Annotated in this window: 19 protein-coding genes and 5 tRNA genes; 9 read left to right on the forward strand and 15 right to left on the reverse strand. The window is 65.5% G+C overall.

What is annotated here, in order from left to right; genetic code table 11:
• The first annotated feature begins 2 nt into the window (after positions 1–2).
• Positions 3–884 carry a glutamate racemase gene (gene murI / locus QM569_RS05610; RefSeq protein WP_414986245.1) on the forward strand — a complete coding sequence of 294 codons (882 nt, stop codon included), beginning with the start codon at positions 3–5 and terminating at the stop codon, positions 882–884.
• 41 nt (positions 885–925) lie between these two features.
• Here murI and QM569_RS05615 read toward each other — a convergent pair whose 3' ends face one another.
• The 10 genes from QM569_RS05615 to QM569_RS05660 all read right to left on the reverse strand — a co-directional run bounded on the left by QM569_RS05615 (position 926) and on the right by QM569_RS05660 (position 8,520).
• Positions 926–1,567, reverse strand: coding sequence for a DUF6806 family protein (locus tag QM569_RS05615; protein ID WP_414986246.1), 642 nt, complete (start codon positions 1,565–1,567; stop codon positions 926–928).
• A gap of 17 nt (positions 1,568–1,584) precedes the next feature.
• A tRNA-Leu gene (locus QM569_RS05620) sits at positions 1,585–1,677 on the reverse strand.
• Between the two features lie 111 nt (positions 1,678–1,788).
• Positions 1,789–1,864 (reverse strand) — tRNA-Gly (locus tag QM569_RS05625).
• A gap of 87 nt (positions 1,865–1,951) precedes the next feature.
• Positions 1,952–2,025 (reverse strand) — tRNA-Cys (locus tag QM569_RS05630).
• A gap of 58 nt (positions 2,026–2,083) precedes the next feature.
• Positions 2,084–2,159 (reverse strand) — tRNA-Gly (locus tag QM569_RS05635).
• An 87-nt stretch (positions 2,160–2,246) separates the two neighbouring features.
• On the reverse strand, positions 2,247–4,679 hold the full coding sequence (lon, locus tag QM569_RS05640; RefSeq protein WP_414986247.1) for an endopeptidase La: 2,433 nt from the start codon (positions 4,677–4,679) through the stop codon (positions 2,247–2,249).
• A gap of 135 nt (positions 4,680–4,814) precedes the next feature.
• Positions 4,815–6,080, reverse strand: coding sequence for an ATP-dependent Clp protease ATP-binding subunit ClpX (gene clpX / locus QM569_RS05645; protein WP_414986248.1), 1,266 nt, complete (start codon positions 6,078–6,080; stop codon positions 4,815–4,817).
• A gap of 263 nt (positions 6,081–6,343) precedes the next feature.
• Positions 6,344–6,952: an ATP-dependent Clp endopeptidase proteolytic subunit ClpP gene (gene clpP, locus QM569_RS05650; RefSeq protein ID WP_414986249.1), complete on the reverse strand. Its 609-nt coding sequence runs from the start codon at positions 6,950–6,952 to the stop codon at positions 6,344–6,346.
• A gap of 99 nt (positions 6,953–7,051) precedes the next feature.
• A complete protein-coding gene (gene tig / locus QM569_RS05655; protein WP_414986250.1) occupies positions 7,052–8,365 on the reverse strand; it encodes a trigger factor in 1,314 nt (437 codons plus the stop codon).
• A gap of 68 nt (positions 8,366–8,433) precedes the next feature.
• A tRNA-Leu gene (locus QM569_RS05660) sits at positions 8,434–8,520 on the reverse strand.
• 152 nt (positions 8,521–8,672) lie between these two features.
• On the opposite strand from QM569_RS05660, the gene hpnC reads away from it, so the two are divergent.
• The 6 genes from hpnC to hemH all read left to right on the forward strand — a co-directional run bounded on the left by hpnC (position 8,673) and on the right by hemH (position 15,853).
• Positions 8,673–9,527, forward strand: a complete 855-nt coding sequence (gene hpnC / locus QM569_RS05665) for a squalene synthase HpnC (protein ID WP_414986251.1) — start codon at positions 8,673–8,675, stop codon at positions 9,525–9,527.
• Between the two features lie 102 nt (positions 9,528–9,629).
• Complete coding sequence (locus QM569_RS05670) at positions 9,630–11,420, forward strand: DNA methyltransferase (RefSeq protein WP_414986252.1); 1,791 nt, start codon at positions 9,630–9,632, stop codon at positions 11,418–11,420.
• Positions 11,323–12,531, forward strand: coding sequence for a type IIL restriction-modification enzyme MmeI (locus QM569_RS05675; protein ID WP_414986262.1), 1,209 nt, complete (start codon positions 11,323–11,325; stop codon positions 12,529–12,531). The genes QM569_RS05670 and QM569_RS05675 overlap by 98 nt, the downstream gene beginning before the upstream one ends.
• An 83-nt stretch (positions 12,532–12,614) precedes the next feature.
• Complete coding sequence (gene hpnD / locus QM569_RS05680; protein ID WP_414986253.1) at positions 12,615–13,463, forward strand: presqualene diphosphate synthase HpnD; 849 nt, start codon at positions 12,615–12,617, stop codon at positions 13,461–13,463.
• The gene (gene hpnE / locus QM569_RS05685; protein WP_414986254.1) at positions 13,460–14,761 is read left to right on the forward strand and encodes a hydroxysqualene dehydroxylase HpnE; all 1,302 of its coding nucleotides are present in this window, start codon (positions 13,460–13,462) and stop codon (positions 14,759–14,761) included. Before hpnD ends, hpnE begins: the two co-directional genes overlap by 4 nt.
• Positions 14,762–14,827: 66 nt before the next feature.
• Positions 14,828–15,853: a ferrochelatase gene (gene hemH, locus QM569_RS05690; RefSeq protein ID WP_414986255.1), complete on the forward strand. Its 1,026-nt coding sequence runs from the start codon at positions 14,828–14,830 to the stop codon at positions 15,851–15,853.
• A gap of 46 nt (positions 15,854–15,899) precedes the next feature.
• On the opposite strand, the gene QM569_RS05695 is transcribed toward hemH, so the two are convergent.
• Entirely contained in the window at positions 15,900–16,478 is a 579-nt protein-coding gene (locus QM569_RS05695) for a helix-turn-helix domain-containing protein (protein WP_414986263.1), read from the reverse strand.
• A 129-nt stretch (positions 16,479–16,607) separates the two neighbouring features.
• On the opposite strand from QM569_RS05695, the gene QM569_RS05700 reads away from it, so the two are divergent.
• Complete coding sequence (locus QM569_RS05700; RefSeq protein WP_414986256.1) at positions 16,608–17,144, forward strand: GNAT family N-acetyltransferase; 537 nt, start codon at positions 16,608–16,610, stop codon at positions 17,142–17,144.
• A 61-nt stretch (positions 17,145–17,205) separates the two neighbouring features.
• On the opposite strand, the gene QM569_RS05705 is transcribed toward QM569_RS05700, so the two are convergent.
• Genes QM569_RS05705 through QM569_RS05715 form a run of 3 tightly spaced genes read right to left on the reverse strand, consistent with a single transcriptional unit; the run spans position 17,206 to position 20,195 of the window.
• On the reverse strand, positions 17,206–18,717 hold the full coding sequence (locus QM569_RS05705; RefSeq protein ID WP_414986257.1) for a tripartite tricarboxylate transporter permease: 1,512 nt from the start codon (positions 18,715–18,717) through the stop codon (positions 17,206–17,208).
• On the reverse strand, positions 18,718–19,239 hold the full coding sequence (locus QM569_RS05710; RefSeq protein WP_414986258.1) for a tripartite tricarboxylate transporter TctB family protein: 522 nt from the start codon (positions 19,237–19,239) through the stop codon (positions 18,718–18,720).
• Positions 19,239–20,195, reverse strand: a complete 957-nt coding sequence (locus QM569_RS05715) for a Bug family tripartite tricarboxylate transporter substrate binding protein (RefSeq protein WP_414986259.1) — start codon at positions 20,193–20,195, stop codon at positions 19,239–19,241. The genes QM569_RS05710 and QM569_RS05715 overlap by 1 nt, the downstream gene beginning before the upstream one ends.
• A gap of 218 nt (positions 20,196–20,413) precedes the next feature.
• Here QM569_RS05715 and QM569_RS05720 point away from each other — a divergent pair, with 218 nt between their 5' ends.
• On the forward strand, positions 20,414–20,842 hold the full coding sequence (locus QM569_RS05720; protein ID WP_414986264.1) for an RNA-binding S4 domain-containing protein: 429 nt from the start codon (positions 20,414–20,416) through the stop codon (positions 20,840–20,842).
• Between the two features lie 201 nt (positions 20,843–21,043).
• Here QM569_RS05720 and QM569_RS05725 read toward each other — a convergent pair.
• Positions 21,044–21,333, reverse strand: a 290-nt coding sequence (locus QM569_RS05725; RefSeq protein ID WP_414986260.1) for a hypothetical protein, incomplete at its 5' end; no start/stop codon positions are given.

The following is a 21,333-nucleotide window of genomic DNA, read 5'->3' on the forward strand; positions in this document are numbered from 1 at the left end:
GCATGGCGCAGCAACGGCACGAGCGACCCATCGGCGTTTTCGACAGCGGAGTCGGCGGTCTGAGCGTGCTGCGGGCGCTGCGGGCCGAGTTGCCCCACGAGCGCTTCGTCTATCTGGCCGACAGCGCCCATGCGCCCTACGGCGAGCGCGGCGACGCGTATGTGGCCGCACGCACGCACGCCATCACGCGGTACCTGCGCGAGCGGCACCACATCAAGGCGCTGGTGGTGGCCTGCAACACCGCCACGGCCGCCGCCATCCATGAAGTACGCGGCAGCCACCCCGACCTGCCCCTGGTCGGGCTGGAGCCCGCCCTCAAACCCGCCCTGGCCGCCACGCGCACGGGCCATGTGGGCGTGATCGGCACGCGGGGCACGCTCACCAGCGCCAAGTTCGCCCGGCTGCTCGCGTCGCTGGACGGACACGTCCGGTTCACGGTGCAGCCCTGCGACGGGCTGGCCCACGCCATCGAGCGCAGCGTGGCCCAGCCCGTGGATGCGAAGGAGACAGAAACCGAGGCCCTGTGCGAACGCTACATCCACGCCATGGGCGCATTCGGCACGGGGCCGGGGCAGATCGACACGCTGGTGCTCGGCTGCACGCACTACGTCTTCGTCGAGCCTGAATTGCGAGCGCTGGTCGGGCCGGACGTGTACTTCATGGAAACCGGCGAGCCCGTCGCGCGGCAGACGCGCCGGCTGCTGGAAGGCGCGGGGCTGCTCAACACCTCGCCACCGGACGGCGCCATGCCCATCCGCCTGCTCACCACCGGGCCGGTGCAAATGCTGACGGCTGCCGCACAGCGCTGGCTGGAGCTGCCAGCCGGTTGCTGCGCCAGCGTATCTGCGCCCAATCTTGAGGTCAAATTGGCCTCTAGCGCTTGATGGGAAAGCGCCAGAAGCTATCAAAAATATAGCAACCGCACTCAGTGCAGATGGCGCGGGCGCCGACCACCGGAGCCGCCGCCATGGCCGCCGCCAGACCCGCCCCCAGGCCCACGCGGAGGCTTGCCGATCTCCAGCGAACTCACCAGCGCGTCAAAGCGCTGGCTGAACAGCTTGTCGATCTCAGCCACCACGCCGCCCAGCTCTGCGCCGTCGAAGTGGCGCTCCATCATGTTCACGACATCCTGCACCAGCAGGTCGCGCTGCGCCTGCATGATGGCGGCAGGCGTGGGCCCCACGAACAGCATGACGAAGTCGTCGCGCGCTTCCACGCTCTCGTCTTCCTCGTCCTCGTCAAAGTCGGCGTCGTAGAACGTCACCTCAATGGCCGCGCCCTGCTCGGCCAGCTCGTTGAGGCTCATGCACATCTCGTCCAGCGACTGGCGGAAATCCTCGTCGCCATGCACCGTCCAGCAGATCTGCAGCAGATGTTCCTTGGCATCGAACTGGATGCCAGGCTCTTCTTCATAGGCACTGGCCGCGCCATCTGCCAGCGACCGGGCGCCAGCGTACTTCCACAGCGGCTTGAGAGCCTCCTGGAGCTGGTCGAAACTCGTGTCGGCACGCAGCGCGACCTGGCCGTGGACGTGGATTTCAAAGGGAGCGTCGTTGTAGCTTGACATGATTGACTGACTCGTTGTGGTGCCCCGAGCCGGGGTCGAACCGGCACGCCCCTTTTCAGGAAAGCGGCGGATTTTAAGTCCGCAGTGTCTACCAATTTCACCATCGGGGCGCCGTGTGCGGAGCGCACACCTGCGTTGCAGCGTAACCGGGGCGGCGCATGCGTGCAATGCCCCGCGCTGCCACCAAGAAAAAAGGGAAGCCGAAGCTTCCCTTTCGAATATGGAGCGGGAAAAGAGTCTCGAACTCTCGACCTCAACCTTGGCAAGGTTGCGCTCTACCAACTGAGCTATTCCCGCATCTGCTTGCTGCCGCGCTCAACGCATCAGCAAGCCTAACATTATACCGCTGATTTCAAGCCCGCCACTGACTGCAAGCCGAAAATCTGGAGGCGCGAACCAGAGTCGAACTGGTCTAACCGGATTTGCAATCCGGGGCATAACCGCTTTGCTATCGCGCCAGAAATCGCATTCTTCTGACGAAAAAGGGAAGCGACTGCTTCCCTTTTTCGTGGAAATTGGAGCGGGAAAAGAGTCTCGAACTCTCGACCTCAACCTTGGCAAGGTTGCGCTCTACCAACTGAGCTATTCCCGCAATTTACCGAAGCCTCACATTGTACAACGTTTGCCGCGATGGCATGAATTGTAGCGCATTTTTTCGGGCGCCGAACAACTTTTTGTGTCAGTGCTTCAGGCCATCCGTGGCACCGACGGCGGTCGCGGTCTTGTCCACCGCGACGGTCGCCGCCACGGCCACATCCTCGTCCGTCAGCGGCTCGGGCTTGCTTTCGAGCGCCACCTCCAGCACCTTGTCGATCCAGCGCACGGGCACGATCTCCAGGCCGCTCTTCACGTTGTCTGGAATCTCCTGCAAGTCCTTCACGTTCTCCTCGGGAATCAGCACCGTCTTGATACCGCCGCGCAGGGCGGCCAGCAGCTTTTCCTTGAGGCCGCCGATGGCGGTGACCTCGCCGCGCAGCGTGATCTCGCCGGTCATGGCCACGTCGCCACGCACGGGAATGCCCGTGAGTGCAGAAACGAAGGCGGTTGTCATCGCTGCGCCCGCGCTCGGGCCGTCCTTGGGCGTGGCTCCGTCGGGCACGTGAATGTGGATGTCGCGCTTCTCGAAAGCCTCGTCCTTGATGCCGAGCATGCGCGCACGGCTGCGCACCACAGTACGAGCGGCTTCGACGGATTCCTTCATCACGTCGCCCAGCGAGCCGGTGCGCGTGATCACCCCCTTGCCGGGCATGGTGGCGGCCTCGATGGTCAGCAGGTCGCCGCCCACTTCCGTCCAGGCCAGGCCCACGACCTGGCCCACCTGGTTCTGCAACTCGGCACGGCCATAGGTGTACTTGCGCACGCCCAGGAAGTCCGGCAGGTTGTCTGCCGTCACCACCACCTGGGGCGTGAGCTTCTTGAGCTGCAGGCCCTTGACGACCTTGCGGCAGATCTTGGACAGCTCGCGCTCCAGAGAGCGCACGCCCGCCTCGCGCGTGTAGTAGCGCACCATGTCGCGCACGGCGGCCTCGGTGACGAGCAGTTCCTCGTCCTTCACGCCGTTGTTCTTGAGCTGCTTGGGCAGCAGGTAGCGCATGGCGATGTTCGTCTTCTCGTCCTCGGTGTAGCCCGACAGGCGGATGACCTCCATGCGGTCCAGCAGCGCGGGCGGGATGTTCATCGAGTTCGACGTGGCGACGAACATCACGTCGCTCAAATCGAAATCCACCTCGACGTAGTGGTCGCCGAAGGTGTGGTTCTGCTCTGGGTCGAGCACTTCGAGCAGTGCGCTCGACGGGTCGCCCCGGAAGTCGGTGCCCAGCTTGTCGATCTCGTCGAGCAGGAACAGCGGGTTGCGCGTGCCTACTTTCGAAAGGCTTTGCAACACCTTGCCCGGCAGCGCGCCGATGTAGGTGCGGCGATGCCCGCGGATCTCAGCTTCGTCACGCATGCCGCCCAGCGCCATGCGCACATACTTGCGGCCCGTGGCCTTGGCGATGGACTGGCCCAGCGAGGTCTTGCCCACGCCAGGCGGACCGACCAGGCACAGGATGGGCGCTTTCACCTTGTCCACGCGCTGCTGCACGGCAAGGTATTCAAGGATGCGGTCCTTGACCTTGTCGAGGCCGTAGTGGTCTTCGTTGAGCACGCCCTCGGCATTGACCAGGTCGTGCTTGATCTTGGTCTTCTTGCTCCAGGGCAGGCCCGTCAGCACGTCGATGTAGTTGCGCACCACGGTCGCCTCGGCGGACATGGGCGACATGAGCTTGAGCTTTTTCAGCTCGCCCTCGGCCTTCTTGCGTGCCTCGGCGGGCATCTTGGCGAGCTTGATCTTCTTTTCGATCTCCTCGATGTCGGCGCCCTCGTCGCCCTCGCCCAGTTCCTTCTGGATGGCCTTGACCTGCTCGTTCAGGTAGAAGTCGCGCTGGTTCTTCTCCATCTGGCGCTTGACGCGGCCCCGGATTTTTTTATCGACGTTGAGGATGTCCACCTCGCGGTCGAGTTGCTCGAACAGGTTTTCCAGGCGTGCCTTCACATCGGACAAATCCAGCACAACCTGCTTGTTCTCCAGCTTGAGCGGCAGATGGGCGGCGATGGTGTCGGCCAGGCGACCGGGATCGTCGATGCTGGAGATCGATGTCAGTATCTCGGGCGGGATCTTCTTGTTGAGCTTGACGTACTGGTCGAACTGCTGCATCACCGCGCGGCGCAGCGCCTCGATCTCGCTGGGCTTGTTCGCCTCAGGCGTGGTCGCGACGGGTGTGACGGTGGCAGCGAAATGCGTCTCCGCGTCCTCGATGGAATTGACCTGGGCGCGCTGCTGGCCTTCGACCAGCACCTTCACCGTGCCGTCGGGCAGCTTGAGCATCTGCAGGATGGTGGAGACGCAACCCACGTCGAACATGTCGGACACCGACGGCTCGTCCTTGGCCGCCGCCTTCTGCGCCACCAGCATGATGCGGCGGTCGGACTCCATGGCAAGTTCGAGCGCCTTGATGCTCTTGGGCCGCCCCACGAACAATGGGATAACCATGTGAGGGAACACCACCACGTCGCGCAGGGGCAGCAATGGCAGGTCGATGGGGGTGGCGGGAAGGGGGGTATGTCCGGACATGGAAATCCTCAAAGTACGCTGTGGAAGATGGCCCACATGCAGGGATTTTCAACCCTGGCGCACGACCGCGCTGCGACCGGGGTTGATGGCGGGGCAAGCACCGGCACCATGATGGCGCGCCCGCCCCCGGGCATTTCAGGCCTTCTTGGCCGCTTCGCGATAGACGAGCAGCGGCGGCTTGTTTTCCTCGATGGTGGACTCATCCACCACCACTTTCTCGACGTTGCTGGAGTTGGGCAGGTCGAACATGGTGCCGATCAGCGACTGCTCCAGGATGGAGCGCAGGCCGCGTGCGCCCGTCTTGCGGGCCAATGCCTTGCGGGCAATGGCCTTCAGGGCGGCGGGGCGGACCTCCAGGTCCACGCCTTCCATCGCCAGCAGCTTGCTGTACTGCTTGACCAGCGCGTTCTTGGGCTCGGTCAGGATCTGCACCAGCGCGTCTTCGCTCAGTTCCGCCAGCGCCGTCACCACGGGCATGCGGCCCACGAGTTCGGGAATCAAGCCGAACTTGATCAGGTCCTCGGGCTCAATGTCCTGGAACACCTCGGTCAACGAGCGCTGCTTCTTGCTCTTGACCGATGCGCCAAAGCCGATGCCCGAAGCCTCGGTGCGGTTCTCGATGACCTTCTCCAGCCCCGCAAACGCGCCACCGCAGATGAACAATATGTTGGTGGTGTCGATCTGCAGGAAGTCCTGGTTCGGGTGCTTGCGCCCGCCCTGCGGCGGAATGCTGGCCATGGTGCCTTCGATGAGCTTGAGCAGCGCCTGCTGCACGCCCTCGCCCGATACGTCTCGCGTGATGCTGGGGTTGTCGGACTTGCGGCTGATCTTGTCGATCTCGTCGATATAGACGATGCCGCGCTGCGCGCGCTCGACCTCGTAGTTGCAGCTTTGCAGCAGCTTCTGGACGATGTTCTCCACGTCCTCGCCCACGTAGCCCGCTTCCGTCAGCGTCGTGGCGTCGGCCATCACGAAGGGCACGTCCAGCATGCGCGCAAGCGTCTGGGCCAGCAGGGTCTTGCCGGAGCCCGTGGGGCCGATCAAGAGGATGTTGCTCTTGGACAGCTCCACGTCGTCCTTGTGGGCCTTGTCCTTGTGGCGCAGGCGCTTGTAGTGGTTATAGACGGCCACGGCCAGCGTGCGCTTGGCCACATCCTGGCCGATCACGTAGTTGTCGAGGTTGGCCTTGATCTCGGCGGGCGTGGGCAGGTCATTGCGCCCATCGCGCGCGAGGTCGTCATTGGGCATCTCGTCGCGGATGATCTCGTTGCACAGATCAATGCACTCGTCGCAGATAAAGACCGACGGGCCAGCGATCAGTTTCTTCACTTCGTGCTGGCTTTTGCCGCAGAAAGAGCAGTAAAGGGTTTTCTCGCTGGATGAGCCTTTTTTCTCGGCCATGGGGGCTGTGCCTTGCAGATGACAAAAAGTTGTCGGGATGATAACCAAATAAAAAGCGGCGTCTTCCGCCTTGGAAAACGCCGCGATCCGCGTGCGCGGACTCAGAAGGTGTGAATGAATCCGGCGTGCCCGAGCAGGCCGTCAAAACGCGGCCCATCAAGGCGCAAAGCGCAGCCATAGCTCGGGCTATGGCGAGCATTTGCAACGCAGAGGGGACGTGTTTTGGCGGAATGAGCGGGCATGGCGGGTTCGTTCACACCTTCTCAGGGCCGCTTGGCGATGACCTGATCGACGATGCCGTAGTCCTTGGCCTCGTCGGCAGTCATGAAATAGTCGCGCTCGGTATCGCTCTTCACCTTCTCGTAGTCCTGGCCCGTGCGCTCGGCCAGGATGCGGTTCATCTGTTCCTTGGTGCGCAGGATGTCGCGGGCGTGGATCTCGATGTCGGTTGCCTGGCCGCGCGCGCCGCCCAGCACCTGGTGGATCATGATCTTGGAGTTGGGCAGCGAGAAGCGCTTGCCCTTGGCGCCCGCCGCCAGCAGGAAGGCGCCCATGCTCGCCGCGAAGCCGCAGCACAGCGTGGACACATCAGGCTTGATGAACTGCATGGTGTCGTAGATCGCCATGCCGGCCGTCACGCTGCCGCCAGGGGAGTTGATGTAGAAGGAAATGTCCTTGTCGGGGTTCTCACTCTCCAGGAACAGCAACTGCGCCACCACCAGATTGGCCGTCTGGTCGTTCACCTCGCCGACGAGGAAGATCACGCGCTCTTTCAGCAGGCGCGAATAGATGTCGTAGGACCGCTCGCCGCGGCCTGACTGCTCGATGACCATGGGGATCATGCCCAGGGCCTGTGTTTCCAGTGCGCTCATGTTTGCTTTTCTCCAGTTCGAGGCGGGTACTGTACCCAGAAACGAAAGTGGGGCCTGTGCGCGCAGGCACAAGCCCCACAAGTCAGTCGCCAGCGGGGATCAGCCTTGCTGGCCCATGAGTTCTTCGAACGAGACGGCCTTGTCCACCACCTTGGCTTTGCCCAGCACGAACTCGGTCACGTTGTTCTCGATCACCACGGCCTCGACCTCGGCCAGACGCTGGCGGTCGCCAAAGTACCAGCGCACCACGTCCTCGGGCTTCTCATAGCTGGCGGCCAGTTCGTCGATGTGGGCTTTCAGCTGCTCGGGCTTGGCTTGCAGTTCGTTGGCGCGCACCAGCTCAGCGACCACCAGACCCAGGCGCACGCGGCGCTCGGCCTGCGGGCGGAACACGTCCTCGGGAATCTCGGCCTTGTCGGCGTCCTTGATGCCGCGCTGCTTGAGCTCGGCACGAGCCCCTTCCAGCAGACGGGCGATTTCAGCCTGCACGCTGGCGGTAGGAAGGTCCAGTTCGGCCTTGGCCACCAGGGCGTCCATCACGGCCTGCTTGTTCCGTGCCTGCAGGCGGAACTTGACTTCACGCTCCAGGTTTTTATGGATGTCGGCGCGCAGACCTTCCACGGAACCGTCGGCGATGCCCAGCGACTTGGCCAGGGCGTCGTTCACCTCGGGCAGGTGGGCGGCTTCGATCTTCTTGACGGTGACCAGGAAGTCCGCCGTCTTGCCCGCCACATCCTTGCCGTGGTATTCGGCGGGGAAGGCCAGCGGGAAGGTCTTGCTCTCGCCCGACTTCATGCCACGCACCGCGTCTTCAAACTCTTTGAGCATCTGGCCTTCGCCGACCAGGAACTGGAAGCCTTCGGCCTTGCCGCCGTCAAAGGGCTCGCCGTCGATCTTGCCTTCAAAGTCCACCGTCACGCGGTCACCGTCCTGGGCAGCGGCGTCCAGCGCGCGCTGGGCGAAGCTGCGGCGCTGCTTGCGCAGGATGTCCAGCGTCTTGTCGATGGCCGCATCGGTCACTTCGGTGGACAGCTTCTCGATTTCAGCGCCCGACAGGTCGCCGATCTTGACCTCAGGAAACACCTCGAACACGGCGTCGAACGTGACCTGCCCCTCGGGCGCACCTTCCTTCTCGGTGATGCGCGGCTGGCCCGCCACGCGCAGGTTGGCTTCGTTGGCGGCGGCGGCGAAAGCCTCGCCGACCTTGTCGTTGAGCACTTCGTACTGCACCGAATAGCCGTAGCGCTGGGCCACCACGTTCATGGGCACCTTGCCGGGACGGAAGCCGTCCATCTTGACGGTGCGAGCCAGGCGCTTCAGGCGCGAGTCCACTTCGGACTGGATCACGGTGACGGGAAGGCTCAGCGTGATCTTGCGCTCAAGCTTTTCAAGGGTTTCAACAGTAACGGCCATGGCTATTCCTTATGGGTATGGATCGTGCTGGCGCAGCGGCGCCGTGCTCCGCGGAAATCTTTCAAGGGTGGTGCGCGGGGGGGGACTCGAACCCCCACACCATTGCTGGCGTCAGGACCTAAACCTGGTGCGTCTACCAATTTCGCCACCCGCGCACGGAACCTGGCATTTTAGCCCAGGTTCAATCCGCCGCCCCTGGCGCGGGCCCGCGCACGCGGAACCAGGCCACGTGCGCGCGCCGCCCGGCAGGGGTTCGCGCAGCGGCTCCCAGGCAATCTGCGAAAACCGCCCTGCCTTGCCAGCGACAATGCGCGCCGTGAACCCCACCCCCGCCCCAGTCACGCACTACGAGAACTTCCCCGTCGCCTCGCTGCTGTGCCCGCCGCGCCTGCGCCCGCCCATCGCGGCCATCTACCACTTTGCGCGCACGGCGGACGACATCGCCGACGAGGGCGACGCCCCGCCCGCCCAGCGCCTGGCCGACCTGGCCGCCTACCGCGCTGAGTTGGCCTCCGTCGCCACCGGCGCCGCGCCCGGCCCGCGCTGGGCGGCGGTCTTCGGCCCGTTGCAAGCCCAACTGCACGCCCACGCCCTGCCCGTGCCGCTGCTCGACGATCTGCTGAGCGCCTTCATGCAGGACGTGGAGAAGACCCGCGACGCCGCCACCTACGCCGACCGCACCGAACTGCTGGACTACTGCCGCCGCTCTGCCAACCCCATCGGCCGCCTGCTGCTGCATCTGTATGGCGTGGACAATGCAGAGGCCATAGCGCAGAGCGACGCCATCTGCACCGCGCTGCAGCTCATCAACTTCTGGCAAGACCTGAGCGTGGACATCCCCCGTGGCCGCCACTACCTGACCGACGCCGACTGCGCCGCCCACGGCGTCTCCCGCGCCGACCTGGCGCAGCAGCAGCCCACGTCCGCCACCACCCGCCTGCTGGCCGACAACGCCCGCTGGGCGCGCACGCTGATGCAGCAAGGCGCCCCGCTGGTCCACCGCCTACCGGGCCGCGCAGGCTGGGAACTGCGGCTGGTAGTGCAAGGCGGGCTGCGCACGCTGGACAAGGTGGACGCGCTGCAAGGCGGCAACCTGCACACGCGGCCCCAACTGCACGGCTGGGACTGGTGCGTGATGCTGTGGCGGGCGGTGTGGATGTAGAGCCAAAATGGCCACTAGCGCTTATGCAGCAAGCTCTGGCAGCTATCGTTAAAGTAGCAAACCATAATTTGCCAACGCCCCGCTACTCACCGCTTGCAAACCATGCCTCTCAGTTGGAACGAGATCAAATCGCGCGCGCTCGCCTTCAGCCGCACCTGGGCCGACGCTGCCCATGAAGACTCGCAGGCCAAGCCCTTCTGGATCGACTTCTTCGAGATCTTCGGCATCACCGACAAGCGCGTTGCCACCTTCGAGCTCAACGTCAAGAAGCTCGGCGCGGCGCAAGGCTTCGTCGATCTGTTCTGGCCCGGCATGCTGATCGTCGAACACAAGTCCCGCGGCAAAGACCTGGACCGCGCCTTTCAGCAGGCGCTCGACTACTTTCCCGGCCTGCCCGAACGCGACCTGCCGCAGCTCATCATCGTCTGCGACTTCGCCCGCTTTCGCGTACACCGCCTGGGCACGGGCGGCAAGGATGGCGAAACCCTTGAATTCACCCTCAAAGACCTGCACAAGCACATTCGCCTGTTCGGCTTTATCGCGGGCTACAAGGCGCAGGAGATCAAGGCCCAAGACCCCGTCAACGTCAAGGCCGCAGAGCGCATGGGCCGCCTGCACGATGCCCTCAAGGCCAGCCACTACACAGGCCATCCGCTCGAAGTGCTGCTGGTGCGCCTGTTGTTTTGCCTGTTTGCCGACGACACCGGCATCTTCCAGCCCGCGCAGGCATTCCGCGCCTTTATCGAAGAGCGCACCGCGCCCGACGGCAGCGACCTCGGCCCGCGCCTGACCCAACTGTTCCAGGTGCTCAACACGCCCGAAGGCAAACGCAGCCCAGCGCTCGATGCCCAACTGGCGACCTTCCCCTACATCAACGGCAAGCTGTTTGAAGAACCGCTGCCCATGGCCGACTTCGCCGCCGCCATGCGCGAGGCACTGCTCGACGCCTGCGCACTCGACTGGTCGGCCATCAGCCCCGCCATCTTCGGCAGCCTGTTCCAAAGCATCATGGACGCCAAGGCCCGCCGCAACCTGGGCGCGCACTACACATCAGAGGAAAACATCCTCAAGCTGATTGGCCCGCTGTTCCTCGACGGACTGCGCGCCGAATTCGACAAGGTCAGGAACAACCGCAACCGCCTGTTCGAGTTCCACAAGAAGCTGCGCCAGCTCACTTTTTTCGACCCCGCCTGCGGCTGCGGAAACTTCCTCGTCATCAGCTACCGCGAACTGCGCCTTCTCGAACTGCAGGTGCTGCGCGCCAGCCACGAACTCAGCGGCAACGCGGGACAGCAAAGCGTGGACGTGCATGGCCTCATCGGCATCGACGTGGATCAGTTCTACGGCATCGAGATCGAGGAATTCCCCGCGCAGATCGCGCAGGTGGCCCTGTGGCTGATGGACCACCAGATGAACCTGCGGGTCAGCGAGGAGTTTGGCCTGTACTTTGCCCGCATTCCGCTCAGAACCAGCCCGCGCATCGTGCATGGCAATGCGCTGCGGCTGGACTGGAATGAAGTGTTGCCAGCGCTGCAATGCAGTTTTGTGCTGGGCAATCCGCCGTTCATTGGGCACCAGTGGCGAACCCAGGAACAGATGGCGGACATGGAAGCCATCTGGGGCGCAAATGGGCGTTTTGGTCGCTTGGACTATGTGACCTGCTGGTACAGGAAAGCCGTTGACTACATGGAACTCTGTGCCACGGCGGAAGTCCACGATCGCCAGCTCGCCAGCTCGCCAGCTCGCCAGCGAACCTCGTACCGACATACGCTGTGCGCTTGTTTCAACCAACAGCATCTCGCAAGGCGAACAAGTCGGCACGCTATGGGCATGGATGCTGTCGCGAGGCGTTCACATCCACTTCGCGCACCGAACCTTCAGTTGGAGCAATGAAGCACGCGGCAAGGCCGCCGTGCATTGCGTCATCGTGGGCTTTGGCTTGCACGACGCACCGAACAAAACAATCTACGAATATGAAGACATCAGGGGCCAGGCGCATCCCATCGCAGCCAGCCATATCAACCCTTACCTGATTGACGCGCCGGATGTACTTCTGCCCTCGCGCACTGAAACACCCAGCCACCTTCCACCGCTCAAGAAAGGCAGCCAGCCTACTGACGGCGGGCATTTGATCTTGACGGATGAAGAGCGGATCGAACTGCTGGACGCAGAACCTGCGGCAGCGCCCTGGCTGCGTGCCTACGTCGGCGGTGAAGAGCTCATCAATGGCGGGCATCGCTGGTGCCTTTGGCTCAAGAACATCAGCCCAGCACAACTCAAATCCATGCCACGCACCATGAAGCGCGTAGCCGCAGTTGCCGAAGCAAGGCGTCAAAGCCCCACCCGCAGCGTCGTGGACTTCGCCGACCAACCCACGCTCTTCACACAAGACCGCCAACCCGCTGAAAACTATCTGGCCATCCCAGAGGTTTCATCCGAAACGCGACGTTTCATCCCGATGGGCTTTCTGCCACCCACGATCATTGCAAGCAACAAACTGCAAATCGCCGAAGGAGCAACGCTGTATCACTTTGGCGTACTGAGCAGCACCATGCACAACGCCTGGATACGCGTCGTCTGCGGACGGCTCAAAAGTGACTACAGCTATTCCCCTTCTGTCTACAACAACTTCCCCTGGCCCGATATTCCCCAAGAATCAGAGCCCAATCAGCCCACAGCGCTTGGCGGCCTCAAATCTGAAGCGCAAGCAGCTATAGAAACCGCAGCACGGGGCGTACTCGACGCCCGTGCGCAATTCCCAGACTCGTCTCTCGCCGACCTGTACGACCCGCTGACCATGCCGCCCGCATTGCTCAAGGCCCACCAAAAACTGGATGCCGCCGTGGACAAGTCCTACCAGCTCTGCGGCGGCAGAAAAAGCTACGCCAGCGACGCCGAGCGCGTGGCCTTTCTGTTCGAGCGCTACCAGCAACTCACCAGCTTGCTGCCTGCGGCCAGGGTATCCAAGCCACGCAGCGTTTCCCGAAAACTACAAAAACCATAGCTGCCAGCGCTTGCCCCACAAGCGCTAGAGGCCAAAAACACCTGAAACCTGCATGCCCGTGCGCCATGGGACAATCCCGCCCCATGACCCCACAGCAGTACGTACAGCAGAAAGCCGCCGCCTCGGGCAGCAGTTTCTACTACGCCTTCCTGTTCCTGCCCGCGCCGCGCCGCGCGGCCATCACGGCGTTCTATGCGTTCTGCCGTGAGGTGGACGATGTGGTGGATGAAGTGAGCGACGCTGGCGTGGCCCATACCAAGCTGGCGTGGTGGCAGGCGGAGGTCGCCAAGTCCTTCGCGGGGCAGCCCAGCCACCCGGTGATGCAGGCGCTGATGCCGCATGTGGGCGAGTACGGCATCGAGCAGCGCCACTTGCAGGCCGTGATCGACGGCTGCCAGATGGACCTGGAGCAGACGCGCTACCTGGACTTTGCGGGCCTCCAGGGCTATTGCCATCTGGTGGCGGGCGTGGTGGGCGAGGTGGCTGCGCGCATCTTCGGGCAGACGGACGAGCGCACCACGCAGTACGCGCACACGCTGGGCCTCGCGTTCCAGCTCACCAACATCATCCGCGACGTGGGCGAGGACGCGATGCTGGGCCGCATCTACCTGCCGGTGAACGAGCTGCAGCAGTTCGACGTGAAGGCGCACGAGATTCTGAAGCGCACGTACTCCGACCGCTTTACCGCGCTGATGCGCTTCCAGGCCGAGCGGGCGCACCGGCTGTATGACGAGGCGCTGGCGCTGCTGCAAACCTTGCCTGAGGCCGACCGCCGGGCGCAGAAGCCGGGGCTGATGATGGCGAGCATCTACCGCACGCTGCTGCGCGAGATAGCGCACGACAACTTTCAGGTGCTGCACCAGCGCATCCGCCTGACGCCGCTGCGCAAGTTCTGGCTGGCGTGGAAGGTGCAGGCCCTGGGCCGGATGTGAGCACGCAAGTCGCCGCGAACGTTGCCGCCAACGTTGCCGTTGTGGGCGCGGGCTGGGCGGGCATGGCCGCCGCCATTGCGCATGCGCAGGCGGGGCGCCACGTCACCGTGTTCGAGGCCGCCCGCAGCGTGGGCGGGCGGGCGCGGGCCGTGCCTGCCAAGCTGCCCGATGGAACGCCCGTCACGCTCGACAACGGCCAGCACATCCTCATCGGCGCGTATGCCGAGAGCCTGCGCCTGATGCGGCTGGTGGGTGTGGACGTGGATGCGGCCCTGCTGCGCCTGCCGCTCACGCTGCAATTCCCCGATGGAGACGGCCTGCAACTGCCCGACCTGCCCCCGCCGTGGGACGCGCTGCTGGGCATCGCCCGCGCCCAGGGCTGGACGTGGTGCGACAAGCTGGCGCTGCTGCGCGCCGCCACGGCCTGGCGCTTGGCGGGTTTTGACTGCGCGCCGAACACCTCGGTGGCCGACCTGTGCGCGCCGCTCACGCCGCGCCTGATGGCTGAGTTCATCGACCCGCTGTGCGTGTCGGCCCTCAACACCCCGGCGCACGCGGCCAGCGGACAGGTCTTTCTGCGCGTGCTGCGCGACAGCCTGTTCAGCGGGTGCGGCGGCTCCAACCTGCTGCTGCCGCGCACCGACCTGGGCGCGCTGTTTCCGCAAGCCGCCGCGCAGTGGCTTGCGCAACGGGGCGGCCAGGTCGTCACCGGCCAGCGCGTGCAACGGCTTGAAAGGCAGGCGGACGGCTGGCAGCTTGACGGCGACACCTTCCACCACGTCACCCTGGCCTGCCCGCCGTGGGAGGCCAGCCGCCTCGCCGCAAACGTTGCGCCGCACTGGAGCGCCATGGCCGACGCCCTGCGCTTCGAGGCCATCACCACCGTTTATGCCCACGCCAGCGGCGCGCGCCTGCCCCGGCCCATGCTGGCGCTGCGCAGCACGGCAGCGCACCCCGCGCAGTTCGTGTTCGACCGGGGCCAGCTCGACGGCACCCACGGTCTGCTGGCCTTCGTGGTCAGCGCCAGCACTGGTGACCGCGCCGAACTGGAGCAGCGCGTGCTGCAACAGGCCGCCGCGCAGCTGGCCCTGCCCCCATTGCAGGTGGTGCAGACGGTGGTGGAAAAGCGCGCCACCTTCGCCTGCACGCCCGCGCTGCAAAGGCCGCCGATGCCGGTGCTGCCGGGGCTCACGGCCTGCGGCGACTATGTGGAAGGCCCCTACCCCGCCACGCTCGAAGGCGCGGTCTTGAGCGGCACGGCTGCCGCCGCCGATGCGGGAAAACTCCCAACCCGCTGACAGCCCATCGACAGCGGGCTGATGCACCAAGGCCGCCCCTCAGGATTCCAAGGCGAAAATACCCGCATGCCGCGCTTTGCCCCCGAACCCCCAGCCCCCACGACCAGCCGCACCGCCGTGCTGCTGTGCAACCTGGGCACGCCCGACGCGCCCACTGCGCCCGCCGTGCGGCGCTATCTGGCGGAGTTTCTGGGCGACCACCGCGTGGTGGAGATACCGCCGCTCGCGTGGCGGCCCATCCTGCACGGCATCATCCTGCGCACGCGGCCCCGGCAGTCGGCTGCCAAGTACGCCACCATCTGGACGCCCGAGGGCTCGCCGCTGGCGGTGTGGACGCACAAGCAGGCCACGCTGCTGCGCGGCTGGCTGGGCGAGGCGGGGCACCAGGTGCTGGTGCGCCACGCCATGCGCTACGGGCAGCCGTCCATCGCCAGCCAGCTCGACGCGCTCAAGGCCGAGGGCGCCACGCGCATCCTGGTGCTGCCGCTGTACCCGCAGTATTCAGGCACCACCACGGCCAGCGTGTTCGATGCCGTGTACGCCTGGGCCGCGCGCACCCGCCACGTGCCCGAGCTGCGCTTCGTCAACGGCTACCACGACCACCCCGGCTACATCGACGCGCTGGCCCTCAGCATCCAGGCGCACTGGAAGCACCACGGCCCGCCCGACCAGTTGGTGATGAGCTTCCACGGCGTGCCCGAGCGCACCGAGCGCCTGGGCGACCCCTACGCCCGCGAGGCCCGCGAAACAGGCCGACTGCTGGCCGAGCGCCTGGGCCTGGGCGCGGAGCGCTTTCGCATCACCTTCCAGTCGCGCTTTGGCAAGGCGCGGTGGATCGAGCCCTACACCCAGCCCACCGTGGAAGCGCTGGCCCGGGCGGGCACGCGGCGCGTGGACGTGGTGTGCCCCGGCTTCGCCAGCGACTGCCTGGAGACGCTGGAGGAGATCAACATGGAGGTGCGCGAAGCCTTTCTGCACGCGGGCGGCCAGGCGTTCCACTACATACCGTGCCTGAACGACAGCAATGCGTGGATCACCGCGCTCTCGCAGATCGCGCAGCAGCACCTGGCGGGCTGGCCCACGCAAGCTTGATACTCCTGTTTTGATAGCTGCTTGGCCGCGCCGCAGAGCGCATTTTTTATGGCCCTACGTCCTGCCACGGCAGGTTGAGCAGCACGACGGCGTAGGCACAGGGCGCGCCGGCTTCGTTGCCGAAGACGCAGTCCATGGGCGGACCGAGTTCCAGGCAATCGCCCGCCTGCAGCGCGTGGCGCGTCTCGCCTTCGGTGAAGACCAATTCCCCTTCCAGCACCCAGACAAGTTGCCGCATGAAGGCGTAGGCCCCAGCGGGCATCGGCACCCGAGCGGACGGTGGCAGCGTGACATGCACGACATCCAACGGACTGCCGGTGCGTGGCGAGATGTGGCGCCGCAGATAGCCCGTGGCCGGGTCGATCCACACGGGCTGTTCGGCGCGGCGCAGCAGCCGTCCATGGGCAATCTCGGCCCGCGCCATCAGGGTGGACATGCTCAACCCCAGCGCGCCCGACAGCTTGGCCAGCAACTGGGCGGTGGGGCTGCTCGCGCCCCGCTCCACCTTGTGGATCATGGCTCGCGAGACCGAGGCCCGCGCCGCCAGCTCGGACAGAGACCAGCCACGACTTTCGCGCTCGGTGCGGATGCGCGCGCCTATTTTCTGGTCAATGGCCTGGATCATATGTATCACTATAGTAGATTTTCGAATAAAAACTTCATAGCAAATAGTTCATATTGAAAAAGCACTATGAGCATTTTTTGTCTAGAACAATAATCCACTATATCGGACAACTCCTTGGAAAGACCTGCCATGACCCTGCCCCTGCCCCGCCTGATCGACTGCAGCGAGGCCGACCACGCCCCGGCCATCCTGGAGATATTGAACGACGCCATCGTGAACACGACGGCGCTCTACGACTACGCCCCGCGCTCGCCGCAGGCCATGGCGGCCTGGTTCGCCACCAAGCGCACCAACGGCTTCCCGGTAGTGGGCGCGGTGGACACATCGGGCCAATTGCTGGGCTTCGCCAGTTGGGGCACGTTCCGCGCATTCCCGGCCTACAAGTACACGGTGGAGCACAGCGTCTATCTGCACCGCGACCACCGCGACCGCGGACTGGGCAAGGTGCTGATGCAGGAGCTGATCCACCGCGCCCGCGCCGCGCAACTGCACGTGATGGTGGGCTGCATCGACGCGAGCAACGCGGGCAGCATCGCCCTGCACGAGCGGCTGGGCTTTACGCATTCGGGCACCTTCCCGCAGGTGGGCTTCAAGTTCGGGCGCTGGCTGGATGCGGCGTTCTACCAGCTCGTGCTGGAGACGCCCGCGCAGCCGGTGGACGGCTGACGGCCCCGACAAAAAACGCGGCCTGGCGCCGCGTTTTTTGGCGGTGGGCTTCGCGCCCGCGTCAGGGTCGGTACAGCGGCGCGCGCCGCGCCGCCCACCAGCGCACCGCGCGCGGCAGCACCAGCACGGCCAGCACGATGAACACCAGCGTGAGCGACATGGGCCGCTGCAGGAAGATCATCCAGCTGCCCTCGCCCAGCGCCACGGCATTGCGCATCTGCGCTTCGGCCAGGGGCCCCAGGATCATGCCCACCACCACGGGCGCGGTCGGGAAGTCAAATCGCCGCATCAGCACGCCCAGCAGGCCGATGGCGTACAGCAGGAACAGGTCGAACGCGCTCTGCCGCATGCCGTAGGCGCCCACGGTAGCGAAGATGAGGATGCCCGCGTAGAGCTGCGGGCGCGGGATCTTGAGCAGCTTGACCCACAGACCCACCAGGGGCAGATTGAGCACCAGCAGCATGACGTTGCCGATGTACAGCGACGCGATCAGCGCCCACACCAGCGCGGCCGAGCTGCTGAACAACTGCGGCCCGGGGTTGATGCCGTAGTTCTGGAACGCGCCCAGCAGCACCGCCGTGGTGTTGCTGGTGGGAATGCCCAGCGTGAGCAGCGGGATCAGCGCAGCCGTCACCGTGGCGTTGTTGGCAGCCTCGGGGCCTGCCACGCCCTCGATGGCGCCCTTGCCGCCGAACTCGGCCTGGTCCTCGCCCTTGGCGAGCTTCTTCTCGGTGGCGTAGCTCAGGAAGGTAGGAATCTCGGTGCCGCCCGCCGGGACGCAGCCGAAGGGCGTGCCGATGGCCGTACCGCGCAGCCACGCGGGCCAGGAGCGCTTCCAGTCGCGCGCCGTCATGTGGACGCGGGTGAGCTTGTTCTGCGACTCGACCACGCGGCCCTCGTACATGGCGGCGTACAGCACCTCGGCCACGGCGAACAGGCCCACGGCGACGAGCACGATGTCGATGCCGTCCAGCAGCTCCATCTGGCCCGCCGTGTAGCGCGCCGCGCCGGAGATCTGGTCCATGCCCACGCAGCCCAGCGCCAGGCCCAGGAACAGCGCCGTCATGCCGCGCAGTGCGCTCTGGCCCAGCACCGCGCTGACGGTGGTGAAGGCCAGCACCATGAGCATGAAGTACTCGGGCGGCCCCAGCTTGACGGCGAACTCGGCCACCGTGGGCGCGAACAGCGTCACCACCACGGTGGCGATGGTGCCCGCCACGAAGGAGCCGATGGCCGCCGTGGCCAGCGCCGCCCCGGCGCGACCACTCTTGGCCATCTTGTTGCCTTCCATGGCGGTGACCATGCTCGCCGTCTCGCCCGGCGTGTTGAGCAGGATGGACGTGGTGGAGCCGCCGTACATGGCGCCGTAGTAGATGCCCGAGAAGAAGATCATCGAGGCCGTGACCTCGACCTTGGCGGTGATGGGCAGCAGCATGGCCACGGCCACGGCCGGGCCGATGCCGGGCAGCACGCCCACCGCGGTACCCAGGGCGCAGCCCACCAGGGCCCACAGCAGGTTGGCGGGCGTGATGGCGGTAGCGAAGCCCGCCAGGAGCGCGTCAAAAATCTCCATTTACAGCCACCCCGTCTCGGTCAGCCCCGGCAGGTTGATCGCCAGGAATTGCGTGAAGGCCCAGAACACGGGCGCCGAGATCACCGCGCCGGTCACGATGTCCTTGACCCAGGTGCCCACTGCGCCCGCTTGCGGCTGCCTGCTGGCGCGGCGCAGGCCCTGCACGGCCAGCACGTAGCAGACCGTGCAGCTGATGATGAAGCCCACCGTGCCGATCAGCGCTGCGTTGACCAGCAGGCCCGCCGACACCCAGACGAACGGCCCGACATCCATCCTGGCTTGCCCGCCCGGGTCCGCCGCTTCACGGTACCCGCCCGTGCGCGCCTCCCAGATCAGCCAGCCGCCGCACACCGCCAGTACCACGGCGCACAGCCAGGGCAAAAAGTTGGGGCCGACGCCGCCGTAGCCCGCATCCGACGATATCTGCAGCGCGCCAAAGGCCATGCCGACAGCCAAGAGCAACACGCCCGCGCCGACGATGGCCTGCGCGCGCGGAGAGGGAATGCTGCTGCCTTCCATCATCACACCATCCCGGATTTCACCATCGTCGCGCGCAGGCTGGCGAACTCCGCATCCACGAACTCGGCGAACGCATCGCCCGCCAGCCACGCGGGCGTCCAGTCGTTCTTTTGCAGCGCCTCGGCCCAGGCCTTGCTCTTGGTGGCCTTCTCCAGCATGGCGATCAGCGCGTCGCGCTGGGCCTTGGTGATGCCGGGCGCGCCATAGACGCCGCGCCAGTTGCCGATCTCGACGTTGATGCCCTGCTCCTTGAGCGTGGGCACGTTGACGCTCTTGAGCCGCGTGCCCGAGGTCACGCCGATGGGCTTCATCTTGCCCGCCGCGATGTACTCGGCGAACTCGCTGTAGCCGCTGCCGCCCACCGTGACGTTGCCGCCCAGGATGGCGGCCACGGCCTCACCGCCCCCTCGGAAGGCGACGTAGTTGATCTTGGCCGGATCGACCCCGACCTCGCGCGCCAGCATGGCCGCCGCGATGTGCTCGGTGGAGCCGCGCGAGCCGCCGCCCCACTTCACGCTGCCAGGGTCCTTCTTGAGCTGGGCCACCACATCGGCCATGGTCTTGAAGGGCGAGTTGGCGGGCAGCACGAACACGTTGTATTCACTGGTCAGGCGCGCCAGCGGCGTCACCTTGTCCAGGCCCACGGGCGGCTTGCCGGTGATGATGCCGCCGAGCATCACGGCGCCCATCACCATCATGGCGTTCGGGTCGCCCTTGCTGCCGTTGACGAACTGGGCCAGGCCGATGGCACCGGCCGCGCCGCCCTTGTTGTCGTAGGTGACGGACGAGGCCACGCCCGCGTCCTGCAACGCCTTGCCCACGGCGCGGCCCGTGGTGTCCCAGCCGCCGCCGGGGTTGGCAGGAATCATCATCTTCACCGCCGCCGAAGCGTACGCCTGAGGCAGCGCGCCTGCGGCGGCCAGGGTGGCCAGTGACTTGATAAAGGTATCGCGGCGCATTCTTCTTCCTTTCAGTAGTGGCGATTTGCGTGACACCGATCATGCGCGCGTTGCCTGCCAAACGGCTGCCTGCAAGCTCAGGGAAAACACCCATGCGGCGACGCCTGCGTGACGGTGCCATGGTCAATGAATGCAGTTGCCTCACCTGGAAGACCCTCCAGGCCGACCGCATGGCGGGGCAGAACGCGGTCGCCAGCGCAGGCACAATCCGCAGCATCATGAGCACGCCCACGGATTCCATGCGCCTGGACAAATGGCTCTGGTGCGCCCGCTTCTACAAGACCCGCGCCCTCGCCACCGAGGAAATCAGCAAGGGCCGCGTCACCGTCAACGGCCAGAGCGCCAAACCCGCCCGCGACCTGCGCTGCGGCGACACCGTCGCCCTGCGCCAGGGGCCGGTGGCGCGCACCGTGGTCGTGCGGGGCCTGAGCGGCGCCCGCGGCCCCGCGCCCGTGGCGCAGCAGTTGTATGAAGAAACGCCAGACAGCATCGCCGCCCGCGAAAAAGCCGCCGAACAGCGCCGCCTGGCCCCCGAACCCGCCGCAGCGCTGCACCAGGGCCGCCCCACCAAGCGCGACCGCCGCGACATCGACCGCGCAAGCGCGCGCGGCTGGGGCAACCGCTGGAGCGCGTCGGTCGAGGAGTGAGTGGGCGGCACTGAAACGATACGGGGCTTAAGAAACAGGCATGTGAAGCTCACATGCTAACTTCTTGAAATGCTTGGGAAAAACAGGTACTACCGCCGCTCCAAGATGAGCGAAGCGAAGTTCCGCCAACTCCTGCGCCTGTTGCGCTGGACTTGACCGCCAGCGATAGCGCCGAGTTCTGCGGTCGGTCGATGCGCAGTGTCAACGATATCTACCAGCGCATCCGTGTTGGCCTGGCTCAAGACTGCCTTGCGCGCTCGCCCTTTGCCGGTGAACTCGAAGCCGACGACGTGATGAGGGAGTCGAGCAGCCCTTCTGTTCGGCGCGCGTGGTGGCGGACTGGAACTGGGCCAGCACCCCGGCGACGCTGCCGGACTGGGCTGCGGCTTGTTGCAGTTCGCGCACGTTGCCCGCGCCACCCATGGTGGGCAGGGATTGGAGGGGCTCGGGGACTTCGATGTCGCTGGCGAACTTCGTGTCGAAGGTGCTGG

It is taken from the genome of Acidovorax sp. (genome assembly GCF_047607405.1).
Classification (GTDB): Bacteria; Pseudomonadota; Gammaproteobacteria; order Burkholderiales; family Burkholderiaceae_C; genus Acidovorax.